Origin of the sequence: Ligilactobacillus saerimneri DSM 16049 (genome assembly GCF_000423265.1) — a bacterium.
Taxonomy (GTDB): domain Bacteria; phylum Bacillota; class Bacilli; order Lactobacillales; family Lactobacillaceae; genus Ligilactobacillus; species Ligilactobacillus saerimneri.
Map to the genome: position 1 here is coordinate 1 of NZ_AUHQ01000004.1, position 22,876 is coordinate 22,876.

Consider the following 22,876-nt stretch of genomic DNA (forward strand, 5'->3'; position numbering starts at 1 on the left):
TCTGCACGGATTTATAATTGACTTAATCGTTCCTCAATCATCGCTTTTAATTCTAACAGATCATTTTTGCTGGCAAGCTCTCTGACGTATTTTTTAGCATAGGAACGATATTGGTACAGACGTTTCTTTTCCTTGTTTTTGTCGTCCCATTTTTTGTTAGCTTTCTTTTTTGCATCACTTAATTTGGTCGTCATCTTTTAGTACATCCTTTAACTCTTGATTGCGTTTTTTAACTTTCTTATATCGCGCTTTAACTCTTAAATCTAAATATACGCTAACCACCACAGCAACTGCTAAGACCATGAATAATAATGAACTCATATCTCTTTTATGCTATGATTGAGGTACATGAAACCAAGGCGATTAGATCGCCCTGGTTTTACTGGAGCTATTGTTTACGCTTTAACTTTTGTTCCAGTTTTATGTTTTCTAGCTCTAGCTTTTTAGATTCTGCTCTTGATTTACGGCGTGCAACCTGTCTATCAAGTAAGTAGCTGATTGCTAGAGCTATTATTATGCCCTCTTTTATCATAGCTAACTCCTTTCCTAATTTAGTAAGGCTTTCTTCCTTACATCTATTATGATACACGTTATATAGTGTATAGTCAACCTATTTATACAAAAAAAGCCTAGTTAACCAACTAGACTTTTAACCATACATGTGCGCAAACAAATAGCACACCCACTAATGTTAATGATGCAGATGCTAAAATAATGATTTTTGTGAATCTCTCATCGAATTTATACTTCGAATCATTATTAAATACTTTCTTCATGGCAATAAACAATGTCATTGTTATTAAGTAAATGAGTATCAAATATAATCCACCAACTACTAGAACATAACCGATATTACCCATGGTTGGATTGTTAACGTTCTTTAAGATATTACCAAATACTTGTACTGAACCCATCAACGCAAACGATAATGCCGTAAAAACGCCTAGTATTCCAACGAATTCAGAGTAGATACCACTAACTTTACCTCTGGCCTCGTCTACTTTCGATGTAATATTTTCAATATCCTTAGATACTCTCGTGATATTGTTACTTATATAATCTCTCTGATGACAACTAAGTTTCACATGACGCTCAAAATGTTTTAGATTTTCGTAATGAACAGTAGTTTTTTCTTTACCCGTTAACTTTGTCAACTGTTCAATGGCACCATTATAGTAACCTTCATTTTTCTCATCTAAGTCAAAAAATACTTTTAACAATTGAAAATCTTCGTTACTCAGTTTATAAATAAACTCACTTATACCTGAATACTCTCTACAAGCCTCTTCTTGTTTACTCAATGTAATTAGATTCTCTCTTAAATTTTTAACTTGATTATTTTCATGTGTTCTGTCACGTGCATAATCGATAAAACAATTCATAAACACACTTACTAGTTCTTCATTTTTCATTTTCTTCTCCGATTAGGAATTTTTCATTATCAATGAAGCATGACTCAATTTCTTCATTTGTATAATCCTCAGCTTCAAATGAATGAATTTCGTCTTCATAGTTTTTCCAACTTGAGTGTCTATGAGTTATATCTACTAATTCCCACGGCTCTATATTAATTAGTTTTTCTACTAACTCCTTTAATTCGCTCATTAAATTGTCACTTAATTCAGTAATATTCATTCTCACAGGATTGACATATATGATTCCTCTATCAATACTTGCTTCTTTGAATTCGCTGTTTATTGGAGTTGCGCCATAATTTTTAAAACTTTGATATACCTTTTCTTCCACAGGGCCATATCTCCATTTAGAAAAACTTCCATCGATCAAAGGGGCTCCATAGTTAGACAAAAAGTATCCTTGTAAAAAAAATAATATCTTTTGTAGTTTTAAATTCGTTACTGGATTGCCTTTTTCCTTAGCAATTTCAATTACAAAGTTTGCTACAGCTAAAGGTTTTTGTAATTCGATACTTTCCATAGCACTTCACTCCTTTCAATAAGAGTATATCATAGCCCGTCAAGCTATATTCAGACACAAAAAAGCCTACCATTTCGGTAGACTTCCTTATTACTTCCACACTCTGAGATCTACTTCTCTCTCTGTGATGTCAGCCAGGCATGACGCAAACTGGCAACAAGCAGTCTGTAGTTTTCCATGGATATATCTCACGGAGCGATAGCTTTCATCAGCGATTGTTTCAGGGCTGATGTGGAGTAAGTAGCACTGATAAAGTAACTTAGCTCCTGATTGATTAAGCCGTTCTAAACGCTGATATGCTTCCTTAACTTTAACATCCAAATCAATTAGCTTAATCAATCCGTCCTCCGTTGGATTGCCAGCGACAGTTCCCCGTGGCTCACCAGATATCTGCGGTGACCTCAGACTACTCGGTGACGTACCTAAAGCAAGGCACACCTTAGCATAATCTTCCTTCAAATACTCACGGACTGCCCGTGCAGTTTCTTTTTCGTCCAATCGGGGAAACAACGTTATCACTGCCATCACCTTTTCCTTAAAATATATCCTTTACGCTTTAACTCTGCCTTTAAAGTTGTTAAATGCTTAGTTTTTTTACCTACATCATAGAGGCGACCAATCTCGTCCAAATCGAAATATCCATTAATGAAGTCGCCAGTTTCTGTAAAAATAAGATATTTATATACTGTCGTCGCTGCCTGTTTATTCTTATAAGTCCAATACTCTATCATGTTAATTCCAACCCATGCACAAATTCTTTTGTCATCCCAGTCAGGATGTGCATGCTTTAAAGCTCTTAAGTAGCGGTGCCGATGCTCAGAATCCATTCTAAGAAATTTCCTATGATTCATCGGGCTCTTGGGATCTTTCTTGATCTGCACACTTTTCCAGGCCTTTTCTCGCGCTATCTTTGATCGCCACTTTAAGATAACTTTTACATCAGGATCATCAGTCGGAGCTTCTTTCATGTAACTCGCTCCATAGCGTGCATACAGTCGATCTGTAGCTTGTAGCATTTCTTTTGGTATTTTGCCCATTAGCCCACCTTCTTAACCCGTACGCCCTGCTCTTCGAATTGGATTAAGCGTTTAATATAAACCATTGCCTTCTTCAGATCCTCAATTCCGTTCTTTTGTTGGTATCTGGTTAGGTACTTGATGGCATTTAGTTTATAAAAGCCAACAACTTGCTCTTTCGGGTATGTTGCTTCCATCATGTCAAACAACTCAAACTCGCCGTTAGCATAATGGTCAGGCTTTAGTGCATCATCATACGCCCCGAATTTATCGACCAATGCTTTTATCCCCGCTTTATACAGATAAACCCAGGCCTCACACAAACTCTTACCTTCTTCTGTCCGCATGTTTGTAGCCTTAGTATTAAACTCATCGATTTTTAGACTTGCTGATTCAATTACTTGTTTAATTGCTTGAATGTTCATGGTTAGCCTCCGTTTCGCCACTAACTTGTTCCATCTCATCTAGATATTTCATTGCTTCGTTAATATACTTTAGTGCGAAACTAAAAGCGTCTTCGGCTTCCATAGCGTTTCTAACCGGTGCTTTTAATTCGCTACTAAGTTTGTAGTAGTAATACGCTTCGGTCACTTCGTGCTTCGCTTTGTATAATCTTTCCATAATTTCTTTCGGTAACATTGTCAGTTCTTCAATCCTATCGTTAAAAAAGCCCCATTTTTTTATTTTTGAACTCGATTTTCCAGACCCTATTGTTAAAAATAGTGCCGTTTTTTAATTTTCGAATCCATACCCCACCAGACCTTCACACACAATTTTTACTGCATCTTCTGGTGATCGGGCGATGCCGTGGATCACCTTTTTTTGCTGCAAAAAATGATGAAACTTAATCTGATCGGGGCGTGGTCGTCCCGTTTTCGTCTTAACTTCAATGTAAAAAATCTTATTGTCTGCCCACCTGAACCCATACAAGTCAGGATGACCCTTTGGCACGCCCGTTTGAAAAAAGCGACCATCTGGTAGTCGCACTTGTCCAGCGTTCACTCTGAATACAGTACAATCAGCAGCAGACAAAGCGACGCGGATTGCGTCTTGAATTTTATGTTCTGGTTGATTCATTTATAAAAATTCCATCCTTTGCCCCTTTCTGCATGACAGTACATGACACTATTTTTTCAATGTGTCATGTACTCAATCCCTTGTGGCTCTAAGGCTATGCCACTAGAGCCACTATTTTAGCCGTTCAAAACTTTTTTCGGCGTGTTCCTCTCTCTGTCATGGTTACTACTACCTACATACTTTTTATAAAATATACTGGTATAGTGTCATGGAATAGCTAGCAATCATTGATATAACAACGTTTCAACGCATGACACTACCGCGTTTTTTAGTGTCATTTAGTGTCATGATGTGTCAGGATTTTAAGTACCCTCGTCGTGCTTCGCCATTAACCCACTTTCTCCCTTTACGCCAACCAAACCGATTGATCATAATGTTGGCGATCTGATTAGCCACCTTGCGGCTCTTTACCAAGTCGATTCCTGGTGCCACCTTCAAGCCAATTGTTTCAGATGTCAGGAAGTTCTTGTCAGACCACTCATTAACTAGTGCATCCTCAATCTTATCTTCTAGTTCATCGGTAAACATGAACTCTTTACGGTGCTGGTTCAATGCTATTTCTTGTTCCTGAGTTAAACCAAAGTCAAATCCATTCTGATACAGGTACACCGCTTCGCCCCAAAGTTGTTGCACATATTCTGGAGTTAAATCCGTCACAGGGTGGTGTTTTTGGCGAGCCTTGCTGACATGAAGGGGCAAGAAACGCCGTTCCCCTGTCTTATCCTTCAAGTAGTACAATTCATTGGTTGTCCGAGCCATCACGAAGTTCTTAGCAAATCTCTCCGCTTGGTGACCGTATGGCTTACGATATTCAAACTCTTGCAGGGTTACGAACTTCTTTAGAATTTCAAAACTAGCGTTGTTAGTCGCCGTCATTTCATCATCATTGATAATCAAGGCCCGCCGCATTACTGCGAAATCATCCTTGTTATCAAACGTTGAGAACTGATCCGTGTAGTATCCGCACGGGGCAATCTTTTGCAAGAACGTTGTTTTACCGGCTCCTTGACCACCGACTAAATCCAAAACAAAGTCAAATTTCATTCGTGGATTGTGGGCTTTGGCCACTGCCCCAACAAAAAATAGTTTCGTGATTAAACGACTAGTATCATCTGGCAATACTCCTAGATAATCTTCCATCACAGTGTCTAAACGGCTCTCTCCATCCCACTCTTTAACGGCTCGATTGAAATAGTCTAAAACTGGATTGTATGAGTGTTCCATCGAAACAACGGTAATCGCACTGCGAATCTTTTTATTATCGAACAGCACCTCATATTGTGAATGCTGTTCAATATACGATGCAATCTGATCAATATAGGCATCTACTAACTGTCCCGTCTTAAAATGCAAACGGGGATTGGGTCTAACAACATCAATTTCAGTGGTAAATTCGTTAAACTTGAATGTATTCTTCAACTCGATATCGTTCTCAAGGATTAGTTCGATATTGACCAGTGAGTTAGCCTTAATAGCCCCGCTCTTGTTCTTTTTAAGATCCTCAGTCCATTCCCCCGACTTTGCATTCATCTGGTCTAATTTGTTGGCGTTATTAATATCGAATACTTTACCCATCGATTACTTCACCACCTTTTTCTCGGATTCGCTTCTTGATAATTGAATTAACGGTTGTTACTACTTCATCATCTGATAGAGCAAACTCAGTCCGACTATTGGCCAAGCGGGCCAATTCTAAAACAGCCCTTGTCTTAACATTCCGTAGCAATAATGCACCCACAAATACAGCTAAGGCATTGTTCCGGCCACCGGTTGGCCCCAATCCGTTAACGATCTGTTCAAACAGCTCAGTTGTCCGTGTCCGCATGCCTTCCTGGTTGTATGTTTGCAGTTGCTTATCACTAAGTTTCGGCTTGCTTTTCTCTTCAATCAGTTGAATTAGCTCGCCAGCAGGTTCAATCATTGGTTTGCGGTTTAACCATTGGTAAGCTGCCCCATCAATCGTGCTTGGTGCCACTACCACGTAGTTATTAGGATGTGCTTTGATATCCACCCCAGGCAGAAAGCCAATGTTTTGCGTGATCCGTTCGGCTGGTTTTTTAAAAAAGAATTGAAAGCCGCCATGTGCTGTTTTTTGGCATAATGTATTAAACCATTCCGGATGACCAAGTTCTTTAATCGCTACTGTTCCATCCTCGCCATCACTGTGACGATCAACATCAACCACAAAGAACTGATCAGTTTTTAACGCGATATTGGCATATGGATTCCTAGTCCAGAACTTATCAATCTGTTTAGGGGTTAGCATTGGTTGATCCGCAAACTTTATTAATGGCTTTTTACCAATCGTTGGGATAACACTGAAACCACGTTCGGCATATTGTTTGGCGTAGTTCTTCAAGTTTTGCATGTTATCGCTCCTTTATTAACGGGCTTTTCACCCGTGCGGTGGGTTACGGTCACTGCCACTTATTTTTTAGAATGGCAAATCGTCATCGGTTACTTCAGGATCGGCTGCCACTGGATCCGGAGTACTGATAGTTTCTCCGGGGGCAAAATCATATGAGCGGTAGGGATCTTTAGTTTTGTCCTTATTTGGTCGAAGAATAACCGTCATCTTTAAGGACTTGCCCACACATGGTCGAAACATTTGATTGAAGTTTTCATAGAGGTCAGTTTCAACTCCATCGAAGTATTCCGGCTTCATATCTAGGCCGACCAGCGCCCCGATCTTGGCCACATAACGAATGTTTTGACTAACTACGAAGTCTGGCATCGGTCTGCCATCCTTTGTCTTTTCAGCCAAGCTAACATTGATGAATTCCTTGCGTCCGGTGTGTTCCCCTTGGTAAACAGTCATCACAAACCGCAAGCATTCGTAGCCACTTTTATATGTTGCGTGTGATACTGAGTCTAAGATCACATCATAATCACCAGCAGGTAACCCTTGATCCCGTTGTTGTGCTGAATCATTCTTTGCGTCCCAACCTTCTGTTGCTTTCTTATAAACATCTACTAAACTCATTTATTTGTCCTCCTATTTTTCAAACATTCCGTTGCAAGTTTCTAACAATTTTCTTACCCGTGCGTCTTTAATATTTTCTGGTTTGTACTTTGCTCGCCGATCTGTCACTGTCCTCGTGTAAGTATCATTACCAAACTTTTGGGTATGAATTACCAAGTCACAGTTACCGTTAACAATGTTGTAGTATTTAGTTTTCAGTGATGGTACAGCTTCAGATGTATTAGTTTTTTCGTCCGTAATAATCAATTCACGACTGATATAAATCACATTCATTGGTAAAGCTTTCAAGTCCATCACAAATCTCTGCAAAATACTGTTGAATGTTGAAAATCCCTTTCCAAAAGGAATATCATTCAATGTCTGTACATTATTGTCAATGCAGATGGCTTGTTCAATCATTACGCAAATATCATCAATCACATCAACTAAGATCGTTTTGAATGTATGTGGCGTAGTTTGCAGTTGAGTAATAACCCCGTCAAGCTGTTCAATAACTGATTGGGTTAGTTTGCCATCTTTTCCGCGAATATTGCGAATCTGAATATCAGGTACACTACCCTGCTTAGCATTCCCATCTGTATTAAGTGACAATGGATGAGGGAAAAACGAAGCAAAATAACTTTTACCACTCATTGTTGCGCCCCAGATAAAGAAGTTATGTGGTTCCGGTTGGGGCTTTCTCGGTTCGTCTTTAGGTAGTTGAATCATTAATGTTTCCTCCTATTTTTATATTGGTACCAGGCCCAGCCTGGCTTAAACCCGTGTAACTTAGCGTATGCTTGAAATTCCTGAAGCGTTCGTAGTTGTCCGGGTGATTTACCAGCAATATTACTCATTAAGTTGTCCTGAATAATCTTTTGCGCCATATCTTTACGGTGCTTGACCAGTTCTGCATTCTTAATCTCTTGCAAGTCAACATTGACCACTTTATAGTCTTTGTTTTCGGCCTTCATCTCGTGCCCGCAGTACGGGCAACACCTATCTTTCATATCGCTTCGGTAAAACGTTCCAAAGCACTCCTGACACTGCGTAATAGCCGGTCCGACATCGCCGGTTGATTTACTTGTCCGTTTATCCTTGGTCACGATAGCTTGTTCCCAGTCACGGTCGTTAATCGGTAACCCAAAGGTCAAGAAGTTATCAACGTGATCAATAATGATTGCTGTTTTACCTTCTCGCGGATTCAAACAACGCATCGAGAACTGCAAGTATAAGGCTAGTGATTGAGTTGGTCGGGCCATGATGACACAATCGACGTTGGGGAGGTCCACCCCTTCGGTAAACAGATTGACGTTGACCAATATCATTAGCTCCTGACGCCGAAATTTAGCTACTAAGTCATCACGGGTTTTAGCTGGAGTGTTACCATCAACTTCCGCAGAACTAATTCCTGCTTTTTCAAATTCAGCCATCACCCGTTTGGCACTTTCAACGGAGTGACAGTAAACAACCGCTTGCTTACCATTTGCTAACCGTTGGTACTGTCTGACAATATTGCCGTAAATCTTACGATCTAAGGCTTGGTCCATTGACTCCACCGTATAGTCACCGTTACGTTTTCTAAGCTTAGTTCGATCAATATCGCCTAGTCCGTAATACTTATACGGTGCTAAAAAATGATGATCAGTTAGCCATTTGATGGATTTGCCGACGATAATGTCATCCGCCACTTGGTCCAACTGATCATGTCCGGTTCGAACTGGGGTAGCAGTGAAGAATAATACATATGCATCTGGATAAGCTTGCAAGATTCTAACGTAGCTTTTAGCTAAGGCATGGTGGGCTTCATCAATTAGGATTAAGTCGGGCGGAGATAAGTTGTCTAGACGCCTACTTAGGCTCTGAACCATGCCCATGGTAGCTAGGCCCATATCAACGTTTTGCTGCTTAAATGTCGCTTTTGCTTGAGCAAGGACTTCTTTGCGGTGGATAACAAACATCACACGGTTGTTTTTACCAGTCGTCCGCCTAGCAATTTCAGCCATAATGACAGTTTTCCCTGTTCGTGGTGGTTGTTGGACGATGATCCGCTTGTGGCCTTGTCGCATGGATTGATAAACTTTATCAATCGTTTCAGTTTGATAGTCGCGTAGTGTGAACATGCCTAAGCCTTCCTAATATGGTATTCAACAGTCCGATCAACCGTTACATCAGGAACAATCTCACCGTTGCTGTCGACTACTTGACCGTTATCCAATACCTGCAAGCTCTTTTTATATTCGCCCCACTTGAACTTCGGCGCTTGTGGTTCAAACCAAGCTTCATTGCCTGGTTGCTGGGCTAGTCTTTTACCTACTTTTTTAGTATCAACATGCCACTTCTTAGGGTGTGTTTGAACCAACTTACCGTTAACTGTCTTTAAGCGATAATTCGAATCAGTTGCTTGCTGTGCTTCCATGAAGTTAATTAACGACTGCTTCCAGTTTGCAATCTTACGGTTAGGTTCCTCGCAGACCTTCTCGTAAGCTTGTTTTTTCTCCGCTAACATCTCTTGATACTTTTCCATCTCAAGGTTCAGTGTTTCTTCATACTGTTTTTTGTATAATGCAAGTTTCTTTTCTTCTTGTTCAATAGCCCAAAAAGCAATGCTTGCAGTTTCTTCATTAATCACTTGATACGGTTCGTACTTATTCATCTGTAACCTCCGCTAATAGTCTTTTGTAATATGCAATTTTATCGAGTGCTAGTTTGTAGCGTGACACAATAACTGCATTATTTTTCATCTCGAACTCATCCCTTGGTTCATCAAAGGTATCGATAGCCAGCTTATGAGCCTTAGCTATCAACTCCCAGTCCTCGATTTTTGTGCTATACTTTTCTTGTAAGTGTTTTATATTTGAGCCTATGGCAGTAGGCTCTTTTTTTATGCTTCCATCACCAACTTTCGTCATAGTTCTCGTCATACTCCTTTCTTAAATCGTCAAACTCCAGCGCTTCGCATATATCTAGTGCATTCTCTGTGTTACTTCGATATAGGTCTTGTTCTTCTTCAGTGGTGGCTCTACTCGGTAGGTTGTTGTACAACAAATCACTTAAAGCGTGTTTTAACTGTCTTTCTTCAAGGAAATTAAGTTTTACTGTTTTCACGTCTTTCTTGCTCCTCTATAAAACTTCCGGATGTTCTTCAATCAGTCGTTCTAAGTCCGACTGTCTGAATTTTGTTCCTTGCTCGCCACATTCCAGTGGCTTAAAAATTCGATGATATTTTTCACGTTTTCGATAAAAAGTCGTTGTCGACATCCCCAAGAACTCGGCTGCTTGTCCTACCTGTAGCAACCGTTCTTGTCGTTCAGTTTTTGTCTGTTGTGTTGATGTGGGTACTACCTCACCCATCCGCTCTGCCAGCCGCTTTAAAGCTTCAGGACTTAGGCTTTCGACCCACTGCATGTCGTCGATCATCACGACTATCGCCTCCTAGTCTTGCAGCTCGGGATGTGATAACAGAATCCACATAGAATCCATCCCCATAGCAAGCAATGTTACGACGGCAACGAAATTATTGTCCGTCTTTAAAAGCATCCCAAAGAGAATTGCCATTACAATCTCACTTAGTTTCCTACTTATCATTGCTAGTCCTCCTCAAATAGTTTCTTGATTTCAACTGCGAGCCCGCAGATGATGCAAAAAATGATGATCCCTAGTGATGTCACTTTCTCTCCTCCTTTAGCTTGTTTGCTATTATCGTGCTTCGTCTTCACGCTTATCTAGTTCGTCTTTTAGATCTATCGTGTCAACCGCTCCAACTACCTCTTCCCATAAGTCGGGTGCTAAGATGGCTAATGAAATGCCGTAAACTTGGCAAATATGAATTATTTTTTCTAGCTTAGGTTTCCGTGTACCCTGCCCCCATTTTGCAATTGTGTCAGCTGGTATATCCAACCTCTCGGACATCTCTCTTATACTTTCTCCGCGTGCTTTCCGCAGCTCTTTCAACTTAATCATTTCGCTTATGACTCCTCTCTGAAATAGTCCAAGCTGACGTCTAAGGCGTCGGCAATTTTGCACATATTCTTAAACGACGGATCCGATCCATTGCGATAGTTGTAAAATGTCGCATTTGGAATGTCTGCAATTTTGCTTAATTTGTAGATCGATATTCCTTGCTCGTCTGCTCTTTTTTTGATCTTTTCCCACAACATATTGTGTTCCTCCGTTTGTAATTATCTATATATAGAGTTATGATTATATTTGTGAATTGGCCTTTAAAAAATTCACAAATATAATTTGTAAAGGATGATTTCTATAAAATGAAGCTAACTGAAGCGAAGTACCTCGAATACTCCATAAACGTATTTAAAGAGTTTTTCGAAGAACGTAAAAGCGCCAAGATGCCAACTTATAAAATTCTGTGGAAATGTAATAACAAGTTATTTTTCGCCGATACTTTAAATTTTGATGAAGATTACTATGTCCTCAAACCTCATATCCACTCAGATCTATCAACAACTAATAACAGAATTAATGTTGACACCCCAGATAGTTTTCCAGCTGACATCAGGAGAGTTTGTTTCGATAACTATCTCAATAAACCTTATTCTCATCCTGATAGTCTGTATAAGCACCCGTATGCTTTATTGAAAGAAATGATCAACTTTGTTAATACAATTGAAAAAAATATTGATGATCCAGAATATAGACTTTTAAACGTTTCTTATTTAGGTACAGATATAAAAATTCCTTTCTTGCTCGTAGAAAAAGATTTCGAGCTTGAACCCGTTAGCCTTATTAAAGTTTCAAAAAATTAGATTCATATTTAATTAGGTTATATGCATACTGAAGACTTGCGTACGCTTGATCGTGCGTTAAGTCTTTTTCTTTTAACAAATCGACAATCTCGGTCCCAACCTTTGCAAAGTCTGCTCCAAACAAATCTGACACATTGTTCTCTCTTTTAAACACTTTTAAGTATTCTTCTCTAGTCATTCTTCATCACTCCAATTCTTGCTTTTGGTTTCGTAGTGTATTAATTCCAATAATCGTTGCCTTCATCACTTCACTTATCACAACCCTAATCGGCGGACTGCTAAGGTAACCAATACGGATACGATAATTGCCACAACAATTGGCACCACTAGTGACTCAGTCGCCAAAAAGCAGAAATCTCTCCATTTGTCTTTCATCCCTCACACCTCCTATGCCACGTCATCGTCTTGCTCAATTAGTGGTAGGATTCCATTGTCTTTTAGTAGTTCGTACAATCCTAAGCGCCCCTTTTGGGTCCACTTGGTATTCAATACCGCTTTTTCATTGCCGTAACGATCTGTAATCATCACTGTTTCTGAGTGCGTCCAACCATTCTTTTGATACTTGGCATACAGTAGCCAAGTCTTACCCTGCTTGTACTGAACCCCCAGCTTATGGAGCAAAGCATTCATTCTCTGACCACTCATGCCATAATCCTTAGCAATCGCTGTAATCGTGACCAGCGACTTGTTAGCCAGCACCTTATCGTAATAGCTTGCCTTTGGTGTCAACTCATTTACTCGTTGCTCAGCAATCAGGCGCCCTTCTCGTTCCCTCTTGAAATTTGTTGCTAATTGAATGATCGCATCAGGATTATCCAAGATCTCTTCAATCGTTTTAGGCGTCATATACACCCCGTGCTTCCTGATCGCTGGTAAAACTTCGCTTGTCACCCAGCGCTTGAACTTCTTAGCGGTTGGGAGCTTAGAACTCAGGATCAGGCTGTATAGTCCTGATTCGTTGATTAAAATAGGGCTTGTGCCATTGACGGTGAACGTTTTGTTCACCGTTTTATCTTCTTCATCAACATGATCTCTAATCGCCTTTTGAGGATTCGTATACCCTAAAATTGTTGCAACATCCTTACCCACAAAGTGAGGTTCATCATCAATAAGTAGCGTTCTAACTTCTTGATTATCGAAGTTGAATACTTTTAGATCTTTCATTGTGTAGCCTCCTTATCATTTAAATTAATAAAACGTGCCGATAAGCTTTAATTTTATTAAGTTTATTGATTAAAAATTGCATTAAAAATAACGGTTGGCTCAACCTTATAAAATTTTGCCAACTCATATACATTTTTACTGCTAGGATTTGTCTTTCCTTGTTCCCATGATGAAATGGTAATCTGCGAAACTCCCAAAGCTTCTCCTAGTTCTTGCTGAGATATGTTTTTTCTCACTCGTAAAACTTTAAGACTATCCAACTTATTCAGTCCTCTCTTATAAAATATGAATCAACCATGCTATCAAAGCGATGATTGTAACCACTGATAAGATCCCACCTTGAATGTCGATTTTAACGTTATACTTACCGTTGTCAGTGGTCTTTGTGTAATTAACCTTACCTAATAAAAGTTTCTTCCAGTTCATTTTTTTGACCTACCATGATAAAATGTACACTAAAGATAAGGGTTATTACCCCTTTCTTTAGTTGAGTTTGATTAACGCTTAAATCCAAACTCTATTTTGAACGAAATTTCTGGGAAAAATTTCAATTCAATTTTGAGGAAGAAGTCTTTAAAAGACCTCTTCTTTTTTTGTACTTTTTTCATGGCCCTTCTCCTTTCTTAGATTTGTAAGGTATCAATCAACCTTACATACTCTATTATACTAAGTTAACTTAATAAGTCAATAACTTTTATTAATTTTTTTGCTAAAACGTGGTTTTTATTTAACTTAAATATTAAGCAATGCTATTATTTAAGTAAGCAAACTTAATAAAAATAAGGAGAAAAAACTATGATAGGGCAAAGAATTAGAGATTTAAGAAAACAAAAAAAGATGTCTCAATCAGAACTCGCCAAAATTATAGGGGTAACTCAGACTACTATTACCGCCTGGGAAACTGGCAAGGCTGAGCCCGCTAGCTCGGCTGTGGCTAATCTCGCCGACTACTTCGGTGTGACCACCGACTACTTGCTGGGACGCCCTGAGGAGAAAAAAGAAAAAGATAGTAATTCAGTTGATTTGGCAGATATGGACGCTTTACTTACATATCAAGGAAAACAGATCCCTGACCAAGACCGTGAGCTAATCAACGACTTGCTAAAACGACTACAGGGGTGATTTTATGGACGATATTATTTCATGGTTAGCAAACTATGCTTTTGACCATGGTATCGGCGTGACAATGAGTACAGACTTGTCGCCTGATTGTCCCTCGTTTGCATTAGCCAATCCCAAAAACATCGTGATTAATCTGAACTGGAAATATAAAAATGAGATTCCCTTCTCAATGGCTCATGAGATTGGTCATGTTATGAACGGTGACAATGGTCACTACCTATTAACATCGGCCGCCGATAGCAAGGCCGAACATGATGCAAATGCTGTCGCCTTTCAGATACTAAAAGAATGGGCAGAAACTCATGACGTCGACATCAGCGAACCCTACCGTTTCATGTCATGCTTCGCGATTCCAAGCAAGCTAAGTGATCAAGTGGCGGAGGAATATGCTAGATACGAGGTTAATTAATGGATAGTAAAAAGATATTTGCGAAGAACTTAAGACAACTATTAAATGATCAACGGATCAATGCAAAAGATTTTTCTATTAGAACAGGTTTTAAATACACTACTGTACTGGATTGGTTAAAAGGAAAAACATACCCTAGGGCATCAAAACTAGAAAGAATCGCTGAATTCTTCGATACTTCTATATCGGCTCTAGTTACTGAAGAATCGCCACAAGCTATTGGAAATAAAAATTTCTTTTCTGCCAAGTTAAATACATTATTAGTAGCAAATAATGTAAAACAGATTGACCTGCATAATGATCTTGGGATTCCTAAGAGCACTCTTACGGGTTATGTAAAAGGAACATCCCTCCCTAATAAAGAAAATTTACTCAAGATAGCCAATTACTTTGATGTCGAACCTTCACAGCTCGATTTGCGATTTGCTCAAAGTAAACCAGATCCGTTAACGCTCATTCGTAAATTAGATGAGAAACATTTTCAGCGTGTTTTATCTTTTATAGAGGAAGAATGGAAAGAGCAACAAAAAAAGCACACTTGACGACGAATTCAAAGTTATTGGATTGGTGGTTATTTAGTTAGTTTGGAGAAATATGGAAATGAAAAAAGTAAAGATAGTAAGTATTGCCTTGTTATCTACCCTATTGCTTGCAGGGTGTGGGAATAATAGTCAAGCAAAGACTGATAAAAAGGCTGAATCAATTAGTTTGAAGAAAAAGGAATCACTGAAAGCTAAAAAAGCTAGTGAGAAAAAAGCGCAAGAAAGTCGTAAAAAAGCTTCATCCATTAAAGCTAAGCAGGAAAGTGAGAAACAAGCTCAGGCAAGTAGTAGCTCCGCAGCTCAGCAACAGTCTCAAGCTCAACAAAGTCAACAGCAACCAACCCAAGGAGAAATCAATCGCCAACGTGGCTACGATCCCAAAGGTAATGCTGTAATGCCTGGTCAAGATCATGCTCCTGGATCAGATGTTTACGGCAATTCAGATGACTGGGTAAAAGGACAGGATGAATGGCTTAAAGAACAAGGTATAGTCGATTCCAATGGTAATGAAACGCAGAACTTTAAAAACTGGTCTTCTCAGCGGGACGATGCCTGGGACAACGGTCAAGAGGACTTCCCTGATTATGACCAAAACCAGCAATGGTAATTGTTACTGAATTAAAGAAAGAGGTAATTTTTATGAGTTTACTTAATGGAATTATGGGAAATGCTACCGATGCAAATCATGAACAGGTAGCAAAAGAGTTAGAGCCTGTTTTGATTGAAGGAGAATCAATTAATTTAGCGTATAAGTTAGTTCGTGATTTAATTGTTTTCACTGACTATCGCCTAATTATTGTCGATAAACAAGGTGTAACAGGAAAGAAAGTTGATTATAAGACTTTTCCGTATAAGAGTATTTCACGCTTTAGCGTTGAAACTGCTGGTCACTTTGACCTAGATGCTGAGCTAAAAATCTGGATTTCTGGAGCACCCGAACCTGTGCAATCTCTGCAATTCAGAAAAGATAAGCATATCAACGAAATTCAAAAAGCATTAGCTGAAGCAATACTTAAATAATAGCAAGCTCGCCGACATCATGGTCAATCCTGACGACGGTTTCAAGGTTATTATTTAGTGTATTTTTCAGAGAAAATAAACCAGCCCTACTATACCAACATTTTGTAGCGGTGTGTATTTTTTAGAGAAAATAAATTGTAGTTAGGAGGACTCATAATGTATCCGTCAGGCCCATCGTTGTTTACACTTACGATAAAAAATTCAGATCCGAGTGAACTCACTCCTTACATTAGGGTTACTAATGAGGGAATAAAAGCATATGCCAATTTTGTTATTTTGCCTAAATTTGATGAACATCAAAATATTACAGATAGGCTATTTTACACAACCATCACGACTGGAATGGGAAATAGAGAAATATATTTATATCAGGCTTATGTCGAAATACCTAATCATTCTGGTCTTGCTGATATTACAGCAGGCATTAAAATTGATCGAAACATCTTAGTAGAAAACAATGAACTGAAGTACCCTAATATCAATATAAAAATTTCCAATACAGATAAGCATCCTGGTGAAATGGGAGTTGCTATGGCAGTTGAATCAGGGATCTTCTTTAAAACTACCGTTCCGCTTAAATTGGAGGATGATTAATGGTCAAGCCTATTCCTACACCATATAATTCACAAAAAAATAGAAATCTAATTGTTGGCTCGAATGTTTCCAACCTTATGGAATATAATAATTATAAAGATGGTGACGGAGGTGGAGGGAACATGAACAACGATTACGTAACACATCCAGAACTAAAGGTATCCGAGTCAAAAACTCAAGCTGAGTTAGAAAAACTAAATACTAAGATTGATGCTAAGTTTGAAGTCATTAATCATCGACTTGACAATCTAGAGAAAAATATTCCTATGATAATTGAGAATGCCCTATTAAAAGAAAGAGAGTACCAAACTAATCAGCAAAAAGAAAACAGGCGCTTCTTTTGGGGAACAATCATAATCGGAGGAATTTCTGCTATAGCTGGTGTAGTAAGTATCCTAGTTTCTTTACTGTAAAAAAATTAAGCCCACATTATGGTAGAATATGTATGGAGCTAGCATCAGGATCCCTACGGGGACTGTTGCGGGAAATGCCTTTTGTTCTACCTAGCGTGGAATGGAAGGCATTTTTTATGACTATTGCATTTTATGCAACAGTCAACTATTCGGAATTTCCAGATAGTTCATGACCAACGCCCTGATGTCTTTAAAAGCTGCGGCTGTTGCCACGTCTTTCTTGCTTCCGTTTAGGAGGTTTTATAATGGCAACTTTTAAAAAATATACAACTAAAAAAGGTTATAGATGGCGGTATCAGGTATGTATCACTGATCCACTGACTGGCAAAAAACGCTTCAAGTCAAAGTCCGGCTTTGCGACTAAGCGTGATGCTAAAATCGCTGCGGACGAGCTTGAAAAGCAAATCCATACTGGTGGATATAGCCAGGCTAGTGATATCACTTTTAAAGAACTTGCGGACATGTGGCTTGAGTCCTACCAACTCACTGTCCGTGAGTCGACTTTCAAATTAACTGAAATCATGCTGGAAAAACATATTTTACCGTTTTTGGGGCATAAAAAAATTGCTGACATCACTACTTTAGATTGTCAGCGTGCGGTCAATTCCTGGAGCAAAGAGGCAGTCACTTTTAATAAGTGGATCGGCTTATTGCAGCGTATTTTACGTTATGCTCGCAACCTTCAGCTGATCGATAGTGTACCGACTGAGGCAATTATCATGCCACGTATAAAAAAAGCCGATAACTCGGCCAACTTCTACACGCGTGACGAGCTTCGGACTTTCCTAAAAAGTGCTGAAAAAACACTCGACTTTAAGTCTTATACTTTCTTTAGACTACTAGCTTTTTCAGGATTGCGCAAGGGCGAGGCACTGGCCTTGACCTGGTCAGACATCAACTTTAAAGAGGGGTATGTGGACGTCACTAAAACGGAGGCCACTGACTTAAATAATCAGCCCGTGATCAATCCGCCCAAAACTGTGGCAAGTGTCCGTAAGGCTTACATCGATAGCAACACGGTGGAGGTCTTAAAAGAGTGGCGTGCTAAGCAGGCTAAGTGGCTACTAAGTAACGGCTTTAACACTTTGGATAAAAATCAGCTAATTTTTACAACCAAAAAAAATAAACTTTTACAATCAAGTGGCCTTTCCCTCAAAGCTAATAAATTGGCTGATGAAATTGGCTTACATCAGATCACTTTGCACGGCTTCCGCCACACCTACGCTACCTTGGCAGCTCAGGGAGGTATGCCGATTAAAGAGCTACAAGCGCAACTCGGGCACTCAGATGTAAAAATCACGCTTAATATCTATACCTCAGTGACGGCAGAGCAACGTAAAGGGACAGCTGACAAGTATACCGCTTTTGTGAATTTTTAATTCATACTAAAATTCATACTTTTTTGGTCGGTCGTGACATTTCACGATAAATTTTAAATCCGTGAAATTGCGTAATATCGACGTTTTACGGATTTTTTTGTTTCATGATATTCCATTATAGTAGTATAATTGAACAGTATTTAATTTACAGTGAGTTTTAGGAGGTTTCACTTTTCATGCGCAAATTCTTTGTTATTGTTAATAAACATGCTAATAATGGGATCGCCGCCCAGAATTGGAGCATGACTGAAGAAGTGCTGCAGCACAAAAACATTCAGTATGACAAAAATTTTACAACGCAGCCTGGTGATGCCTATCAATTAGCGCACGATTTTGTCGCTACTACTCCGTCCCTAGCCTTGGAGAACTATGTCATCCTCGTAGTTGGCGGTGATGGCACCTTGAACGATACTATCAACGGTATCAAAGCCAGTGGTAAACAAGATGTCCCGGTTGCTTTCATTCCTTCCGGTAATAACAACAGCTTTGCTGCTGGGATCGGGATCGCTGCTTCACCACAAAAGGCTCTGGAGCAAGTCCTCAATGCTACCGAACCAACTTATTATGATATCGGTTCATACAGTGATACCCTTCACGGGGAAACGGGCTATTTCTTGAATGACTTTGGGATTGGAATCGACGCTTACATCGTCAGTCTCCAAAACCAAATGAAGAAACACCGGTTACTTCAAAAACTCCATTTGGGATTTATTCCCTACCTCATCAATATTTTTGAAGCGCATACCAACCAGGAGCCTTTCAACGTTCGGGTTCGAGTAGATAACCAATATGATTTTTATAAGCACGCCTACCTGGTAAATATCGCTAACCACCCATTTTATAATGGGCGCAATCTCCAGTTAACCCCCCAAGCAAATGCCAGTGACCACCAGTTAGACCTGATTATTTTCGAGAACATGAACATTTTCAATTTCATCTTATTAGGAATCATGATCTATTTCCGCAAACAGTTGAAACTGCCCTCTGTTCACTACTATAAAAAAGATGCTATTCATGTCAGCGTCAATTCGCTTGAGTTTAACCAGGTTGATGGTGAAGAAAAAGGGAATAAATATTTTGATGTTCTCTTCAAATCTGTCCGTTATCCTTTCTGGATCAACCCTAGCAGTATTCCGGTTAAAGAACGAGAAGAAAAATAATGCATCTAAATTGCGCGTGTTAGTGAATAAAGACCAAGGCTGGGAAAACCAATTTTTTAGATGAAACGATAGCAATAGCAACAAAAAGCACCAGAAATCAACGTTTTCAGTAACGTAGTTTCTAGTGCTTTTTTAATTTTATTTATCTAGCAAATCATACGGGGTAATTCCGTCCATCCCAATCATGGGGTCAACCTCTTCTTTAGTAACCACATCTGCGGTAAGGAGATATTCTTGACCATCCGGCTCTTGAACCATCTCCGTATTTAGATCATCTGTATTAGAACTCGCCTGTTGTGCGGTGATGGAAACTTCATCTGGTTTAAATAGTGCTAAAACCCGTTGTGTGAGCGTCGTCTGCCGGCTCGATGTGTTTCGCGCTAAACTTTGCAAGTAAGCTTGTTTTTCTCCCAAGAGGATCAGCTTTTGCTGAGCCCGGGTTATCCCCGTATATAGCAAGTTACGAGCAAACATCCGTGCATACTGCATAACCATCGGAATAATCACAATCGGGAACTCACTCCCCTGACTCTTATGGATCGACATGCAATATGCCAAAGTCAGATTTTTGAGTTCGGGACCGGCAAATTCCACTTCGTTGCCATCAAAGTCAACAATAACTTTCCCCGCCACCTGCTCTGCTTTATCCTTGTTGGTTGGTGTTATCCCAACTACTTTTCCTAAGTCGCCATTGAAAATGTTTTTCTCCGGTGTGTTAACAAGATGTAATACCCGGTCCCCAATTCGCAGGTGCTGGTTATTGAGCAAGACCTGTTTAGTTTGGGGTGTAGCTGGATTCATGAGGTCCTGAAGCAACCGGTTCAAGTTATCTATTCCCGCTACCCCACGGTACATTGGTGCTAATACCTGAATGTCATCATAATTATTGCCCTTTCGGTGCGCTATCTCAATGATCCGTGTTACAGCGTTGGCAATCTGATTGGCATTACATTCAATAAATGAGCGGTCAGCCTTAGGCTGGGCAAAGTCAGCTGGGAGCTGACCATTCTTAATATTTTGCGCCAAAATTGAGATAGTTGACTGCTCATCTTGGCGGTAAATGTGCTTTAACTTAACTGTTGGTAGGACTTGACTAGCAATAAGGTCCGAAAAGACCTGACCCGGTCCTACTGATGGCAGCTGGTCTTTATCGCCCACCAAAATAACGTGCATGGTTGCCGGTACACTTTGGAGCAAATATTTCATTAGCGTTGTGTCTACCATCGATGTTTCATCAATAATCAAGACCTGCCCGTCCAATGTCTTTTCTTCTAAAGGTTGGTCGTCTAGCTTGTTGATCCCCAGTAAATGGTGAATCGTTGACGCTGGCAGGCCGGTAGTTTCAGTGATCCGCTTAGCTGCCCGTCCAGTTGGTGCTGCCAAAATAATTGGGAAGGGCTGGTTCTTTCGCTCATACTCACCAATATCCAACGAAAAATCATTGATTGCCGCAAATAAGGCCACAATTCCATTGATGATGGTAGTTTTCCCCGTTCCTGGCCCGCCGGTTAACAGGAGGAACTTATTTTGGACTGCTGCCATGATTGCCTGCCGCTGTTCGTTGCCGAAGGTTATTCCTAGTTGGGCTTCTAACTTCGTCAGCTGTTTGTCTAACTGAGCCTGATCATACGGCGTGGCAGGTTCATCGTTGATCAGCCGGTAAACTTCCGTCGCTATATCTTTTTCGTTGTAATACAGAATTGGGGGGTAAATCCGGTCTGCGTCAGGAACTAGTTTCTTGTCGTGAGCTAACGCAACCATCTCATCTGCCACCTGTTCGGGATCAATTGCAATGTTGCGTCCTTTTTCCAAAAGATCGAGCGTTAATGCTACCAGGGGCTCAGCTGTCGTATATGTACTTCCATCTTCAAAGCACAAAAGTTGTAACGCATGGACTACTGCTGCTTGGATCCGCTTGGGGGCATCCGCCGCAATCCCCAATTGTGCTGCCAGTTGGTCGGCCCGCCCAAAGCCTAAGCCGGGAATATCAATTGCTAATTGGTACGGGTTGTCTTCCAAAACTTCAAAAACACGTTCTTTATATTGATTATAGATCTTAGCAGCCATACTACTAGAGAAGCCATAGCTATTGAGGCGGACAATAGCTTGCTCCACCCCGTTATTAGCCCGAACTTGATCCAATAAAACTGTGTATTGCTTTTTGCTAATGCCTAATTCATCCCTGGACGGAGGATTTTCCAGAAGTTTTTCAATAGTATTGTCTCCCAGTACCGTAACAATTTGCGTCGCTGTCTTCTTACCGATTCCCGGGAATTCATCACTAGAGAGATATGTAATCAACCCTTCGCGGCTTGAAGTGGCTACGTTTTGATAACTGACAGCTTTAAATTGCATCCCGTACTTGGCATGCTTGACTAACATTCCTTTAAAGCAATAGGTGTTACCTTCTTTTAAGTCCCCAAAATCACCAGTTATCGTTATATAATCATCATCCCAAGTCAAATCAGTTCCTTTGATGTGGACCCGAATAATCTTGAAAAAACTGTCTGGGGCCCGAAAGAAGATACTATCTACTTCACCTGTGACTGATCCATGCGTTGGGGTATCCCCCTGTTCGCCAAATAAAGTAAGTTCTGTATCTGCCATAACTCCTCCCCCTAGCTACTTTTTCTTAATCATGTTTACTTTGTCTGATCTTTTTGAGCTTGCATCTGCAGGAAACGTTCAATGTCTGCTAATTTAGCTTCTTTTTTCTGATAGAAAGCTGGGTCGAGCTGTTTAACCTTGATAAAGTACTGGTTATCATCCTTGCCTTGAGCCAAGTCCACTAAGCCTAATCCAAATAAAGCTTCTAGATCATCTCCATGCTGGTTAACAACCTGCAAGAAGTATTCCTGGGCATGGGTAAAATCGCCCAAAGCAACGAAAATATTGCCCATCAATGTAGCAGCTGGTGTTTGATCAGTGAGCTGGTCAGAAGCTGTCATGGCAAAAGCCAGTGCTTTTTGATAATCACTTTGTGCATAATATGCCTGGGCCATCATCAAGAAAGCATCCCCCTTGAGCTGGTCATCCTTTACCACCTGGAACTCCTGAATTGCTTCAGCATATAACTCACTGGCATAATAAACGTTGCCTAACCCATAATGCAAAATATCTTGGCGTTGCGGCTGTTTTTCAAAAACATTCAATGCCCGCTTGAACAGTTCCTCAGCCTGCGGATAACTTTTTAACTTGGTTAAATACGCCCCCAAATTGTAATAAGCATGTTCATCATATGGATTAGCATCCACCTCAGCAATCAAACGTTTGATGTTTTCCTGGGCTTGTTGCTTTTGTAACTCACGTTCTTTCAT

The 22,876-nt window shown here is 40.0% G+C and carries 37 protein-coding genes; 10 read left to right on the forward strand and 27 right to left on the reverse strand.

Features of this window, described 5'->3' with window-relative positions; translation table 11 throughout:
• Positions 1 to 11 precede the first annotated feature (11 nt).
• The 21 genes from G541_RS0102205 to G541_RS0102315 form a co-directional block, all read right to left on the reverse strand.
• Complete coding sequence (locus G541_RS0102205; RefSeq protein ID WP_027826062.1) at positions 12 to 194, reverse strand: hypothetical protein; 183 nt, start codon at positions 192 to 194, stop codon at positions 12 to 14.
• A 194-nt stretch (positions 195 to 388) separates the two neighbouring features.
• Entirely contained in the window at positions 389 to 532 is a 144-nt protein-coding gene (locus G541_RS10350) for a hypothetical protein (RefSeq protein ID WP_155824422.1), read from the reverse strand.
• Between the two features lie 109 nt (positions 533 to 641).
• Entirely contained in the window at positions 642 to 1,412 is a 771-nt protein-coding gene (locus G541_RS0102220; RefSeq protein ID WP_027826063.1) for a hypothetical protein, read from the reverse strand.
• Positions 1,402 to 1,935: a Panacea domain-containing protein gene (locus tag G541_RS09940; protein WP_027826064.1), complete on the reverse strand. Its 534-nt coding sequence runs from the start codon at positions 1,933 to 1,935 to the stop codon at positions 1,402 to 1,404. Before G541_RS09940 ends, G541_RS0102220 begins: the two co-directional genes overlap by 11 nt.
• A gap of 90 nt (positions 1,936 to 2,025) precedes the next feature.
• Positions 2,026 to 2,460 carry an ArpU family phage packaging/lysis transcriptional regulator gene (locus G541_RS0102230; protein WP_027826351.1) on the reverse strand — a complete coding sequence of 145 codons (435 nt, stop codon included), beginning with the start codon at positions 2,458 to 2,460 and terminating at the stop codon, positions 2,026 to 2,028.
• Positions 2,460 to 2,972, reverse strand: a complete 513-nt coding sequence (locus G541_RS0102235) for a hypothetical protein (RefSeq protein WP_027826352.1) — start codon at positions 2,970 to 2,972, stop codon at positions 2,460 to 2,462. Before G541_RS0102235 ends, G541_RS0102230 begins: the two co-directional genes overlap by 1 nt.
• Positions 2,972 to 3,376, reverse strand: coding sequence for a DUF3310 domain-containing protein (locus G541_RS09945; protein WP_051174534.1), 405 nt, complete (start codon positions 3,374 to 3,376; stop codon positions 2,972 to 2,974). Before G541_RS09945 ends, G541_RS0102235 begins: the two co-directional genes overlap by 1 nt.
• Complete coding sequence (locus G541_RS10355; RefSeq protein WP_027826353.1) at positions 3,357 to 3,590, reverse strand: hypothetical protein; 234 nt, start codon at positions 3,588 to 3,590, stop codon at positions 3,357 to 3,359. The genes G541_RS09945 and G541_RS10355 overlap by 20 nt, the downstream gene beginning before the upstream one ends.
• A gap of 93 nt (positions 3,591 to 3,683) precedes the next feature.
• Positions 3,684 to 4,028, reverse strand: coding sequence for a VRR-NUC domain-containing protein (locus tag G541_RS0102250; RefSeq protein WP_027826354.1), 345 nt, complete (start codon positions 4,026 to 4,028; stop codon positions 3,684 to 3,686).
• 294 nt (positions 4,029 to 4,322) lie between these two features.
• Entirely contained in the window at positions 4,323 to 5,603 is a 1,281-nt protein-coding gene (locus tag G541_RS0102255) for a virulence-associated E family protein (RefSeq protein WP_027826355.1), read from the reverse strand.
• Positions 5,596 to 6,396, reverse strand: a complete 801-nt coding sequence (locus G541_RS0102260) for a bifunctional DNA primase/polymerase (protein WP_027826356.1) — start codon at positions 6,394 to 6,396, stop codon at positions 5,596 to 5,598. The genes G541_RS0102255 and G541_RS0102260 overlap by 8 nt, the downstream gene beginning before the upstream one ends.
• A gap of 66 nt (positions 6,397 to 6,462) precedes the next feature.
• A complete protein-coding gene (locus tag G541_RS0102265; RefSeq protein WP_027826357.1) occupies positions 6,463 to 7,011 on the reverse strand; it encodes a hypothetical protein in 549 nt (182 codons plus the stop codon).
• Positions 7,012 to 7,023: 12 nt separating this feature from the next.
• Positions 7,024 to 7,719, reverse strand: a complete 696-nt coding sequence (locus G541_RS0102270) for an AAA family ATPase (RefSeq protein ID WP_027826358.1) — start codon at positions 7,717 to 7,719, stop codon at positions 7,024 to 7,026.
• Positions 7,719 to 9,113 (reverse strand): DEAD/DEAH box helicase, encoded by a 1,395-nt coding sequence (locus tag G541_RS0102275; protein ID WP_027826359.1) that lies wholly within the window; start codon positions 9,111 to 9,113, stop codon positions 7,719 to 7,721. Before G541_RS0102275 ends, G541_RS0102270 begins: the two co-directional genes overlap by 1 nt.
• Before the next feature lie 2 nt (positions 9,114 to 9,115).
• The gene (locus G541_RS0102280; protein ID WP_027826360.1) at positions 9,116 to 9,646 is read right to left on the reverse strand and encodes a hypothetical protein; all 531 of its coding nucleotides are present in this window, start codon (positions 9,644 to 9,646) and stop codon (positions 9,116 to 9,118) included.
• Positions 9,639 to 9,902 (reverse strand): hypothetical protein, encoded by a 264-nt coding sequence (locus G541_RS0102285; RefSeq protein ID WP_027826361.1) that lies wholly within the window; start codon positions 9,900 to 9,902, stop codon positions 9,639 to 9,641. Before G541_RS0102285 ends, G541_RS0102280 begins: the two co-directional genes overlap by 8 nt.
• A complete protein-coding gene (locus tag G541_RS0102290) occupies positions 9,886 to 10,098 on the reverse strand; it encodes a hypothetical protein (RefSeq protein ID WP_027826362.1) in 213 nt (70 codons plus the stop codon). Before G541_RS0102290 ends, G541_RS0102285 begins: the two co-directional genes overlap by 17 nt.
• A gap of 15 nt (positions 10,099 to 10,113) precedes the next feature.
• Positions 10,114 to 10,410, reverse strand: a complete 297-nt coding sequence (locus G541_RS0102295) for a helix-turn-helix transcriptional regulator (protein ID WP_235806371.1) — start codon at positions 10,408 to 10,410, stop codon at positions 10,114 to 10,116.
• A 15-nt stretch (positions 10,411 to 10,425) separates the two neighbouring features.
• Positions 10,426 to 10,578 carry a hypothetical protein gene (locus G541_RS10360; RefSeq protein WP_155824448.1) on the reverse strand — a complete coding sequence of 51 codons (153 nt, stop codon included), beginning with the start codon at positions 10,576 to 10,578 and terminating at the stop codon, positions 10,426 to 10,428.
• Between the two features lie 111 nt (positions 10,579 to 10,689).
• A complete protein-coding gene (locus G541_RS0102310; RefSeq protein ID WP_027826364.1) occupies positions 10,690 to 10,953 on the reverse strand; it encodes a helix-turn-helix domain-containing protein in 264 nt (87 codons plus the stop codon).
• Between the two features lie 5 nt (positions 10,954 to 10,958).
• Positions 10,959 to 11,150 carry a helix-turn-helix domain-containing protein gene (locus tag G541_RS0102315; RefSeq protein ID WP_051174535.1) on the reverse strand — a complete coding sequence of 64 codons (192 nt, stop codon included), beginning with the start codon at positions 11,148 to 11,150 and terminating at the stop codon, positions 10,959 to 10,961.
• A 108-nt stretch (positions 11,151 to 11,258) separates the two neighbouring features.
• Here G541_RS0102315 and G541_RS0102320 point away from each other — a divergent pair, with 108 nt between their 5' ends.
• A complete protein-coding gene (locus G541_RS0102320; protein WP_027826366.1) occupies positions 11,259 to 11,756 on the forward strand; it encodes a hypothetical protein in 498 nt (165 codons plus the stop codon).
• On the opposite strand, the gene G541_RS0102325 is transcribed toward G541_RS0102320, so the two are convergent.
• The 4 genes from G541_RS0102325 to G541_RS10365 form a co-directional block, all read right to left on the reverse strand.
• The gene (locus G541_RS0102325; protein WP_027826367.1) at positions 11,737 to 11,934 is read right to left on the reverse strand and encodes a hypothetical protein; all 198 of its coding nucleotides are present in this window, start codon (positions 11,932 to 11,934) and stop codon (positions 11,737 to 11,739) included. The two genes, G541_RS0102320 and G541_RS0102325, sit on opposite strands and share 20 nt — an antisense overlap.
• A 209-nt stretch (positions 11,935 to 12,143) precedes the next feature.
• Positions 12,144 to 12,920: a phage antirepressor gene (locus G541_RS0102335; protein WP_027826368.1), complete on the reverse strand. Its 777-nt coding sequence runs from the start codon at positions 12,918 to 12,920 to the stop codon at positions 12,144 to 12,146.
• Positions 12,921 to 12,982: 62 nt separating this feature from the next.
• Positions 12,983 to 13,180: a helix-turn-helix transcriptional regulator gene (locus G541_RS09210; RefSeq protein ID WP_035162749.1), complete on the reverse strand. Its 198-nt coding sequence runs from the start codon at positions 13,178 to 13,180 to the stop codon at positions 12,983 to 12,985.
• 16 nt (positions 13,181 to 13,196) lie between these two features.
• Positions 13,197 to 13,346, reverse strand: coding sequence for a hypothetical protein (locus G541_RS10365; protein WP_155824452.1), 150 nt, complete (start codon positions 13,344 to 13,346; stop codon positions 13,197 to 13,199).
• 369 nt (positions 13,347 to 13,715) lie between these two features.
• Here G541_RS10365 and G541_RS0102355 point away from each other — a divergent pair, with 369 nt between their 5' ends.
• The 9 genes from G541_RS0102355 (at position 13,716) to G541_RS0102395 (ending at position 19,559) form a co-directional block, all read left to right on the forward strand.
• Positions 13,716 to 14,042, forward strand: coding sequence for a helix-turn-helix domain-containing protein (locus G541_RS0102355; protein ID WP_027826369.1), 327 nt, complete (start codon positions 13,716 to 13,718; stop codon positions 14,040 to 14,042).
• A gap of 4 nt (positions 14,043 to 14,046) precedes the next feature.
• A complete protein-coding gene (locus G541_RS09950; RefSeq protein WP_051174536.1) occupies positions 14,047 to 14,451 on the forward strand; it encodes an ImmA/IrrE family metallo-endopeptidase in 405 nt (134 codons plus the stop codon).
• The gene (locus G541_RS09955; RefSeq protein ID WP_051174537.1) at positions 14,451 to 14,993 is read left to right on the forward strand and encodes a helix-turn-helix transcriptional regulator; all 543 of its coding nucleotides are present in this window, start codon (positions 14,451 to 14,453) and stop codon (positions 14,991 to 14,993) included. Before G541_RS09950 ends, G541_RS09955 begins: the two co-directional genes overlap by 1 nt.
• A 58-nt stretch (positions 14,994 to 15,051) precedes the next feature.
• Positions 15,052 to 15,600 carry a hypothetical protein gene (locus G541_RS0102370; protein WP_027826370.1) on the forward strand — a complete coding sequence of 183 codons (549 nt, stop codon included), beginning with the start codon at positions 15,052 to 15,054 and terminating at the stop codon, positions 15,598 to 15,600.
• A gap of 32 nt (positions 15,601 to 15,632) precedes the next feature.
• Positions 15,633 to 16,013 (forward strand): PH domain-containing protein, encoded by a 381-nt coding sequence (locus G541_RS0102375; RefSeq protein WP_027826371.1) that lies wholly within the window; start codon positions 15,633 to 15,635, stop codon positions 16,011 to 16,013.
• A gap of 156 nt (positions 16,014 to 16,169) precedes the next feature.
• Complete coding sequence (locus G541_RS0102380) at positions 16,170 to 16,607, forward strand: hypothetical protein (RefSeq protein ID WP_027826372.1); 438 nt, start codon at positions 16,170 to 16,172, stop codon at positions 16,605 to 16,607.
• A complete protein-coding gene (locus tag G541_RS0102385) occupies positions 16,607 to 17,020 on the forward strand; it encodes a hypothetical protein (RefSeq protein ID WP_027826373.1) in 414 nt (137 codons plus the stop codon). Before G541_RS0102380 ends, G541_RS0102385 begins: the two co-directional genes overlap by 1 nt.
• A gap of 245 nt (positions 17,021 to 17,265) precedes the next feature.
• Positions 17,266 to 18,399 (forward strand): site-specific integrase, encoded by a 1,134-nt coding sequence (locus tag G541_RS0102390; RefSeq protein ID WP_027826374.1) that lies wholly within the window; start codon positions 17,266 to 17,268, stop codon positions 18,397 to 18,399.
• A 176-nt stretch (positions 18,400 to 18,575) separates the two neighbouring features.
• Positions 18,576 to 19,559 carry a diacylglycerol/lipid kinase family protein gene (locus G541_RS0102395; RefSeq protein WP_027826375.1) on the forward strand — a complete coding sequence of 328 codons (984 nt, stop codon included), beginning with the start codon at positions 18,576 to 18,578 and terminating at the stop codon, positions 19,557 to 19,559.
• 138 nt (positions 19,560 to 19,697) lie between these two features.
• Here the strand turns inward: G541_RS0102395 and recD2 are convergent, their stop codons facing one another.
• Positions 19,698 to 22,166, reverse strand: coding sequence for an SF1B family DNA helicase RecD2 (recD2, locus tag G541_RS0102400; RefSeq protein ID WP_027826376.1), 2,469 nt, complete (start codon positions 22,164 to 22,166; stop codon positions 19,698 to 19,700).
• 35 nt (positions 22,167 to 22,201) lie between these two features.
• Positions 22,202 to 22,876 (reverse strand): tetratricopeptide repeat protein, encoded by a 675-nt coding sequence (locus G541_RS0102405; protein WP_027826377.1) that lies wholly within the window; start codon positions 22,874 to 22,876, stop codon positions 22,202 to 22,204.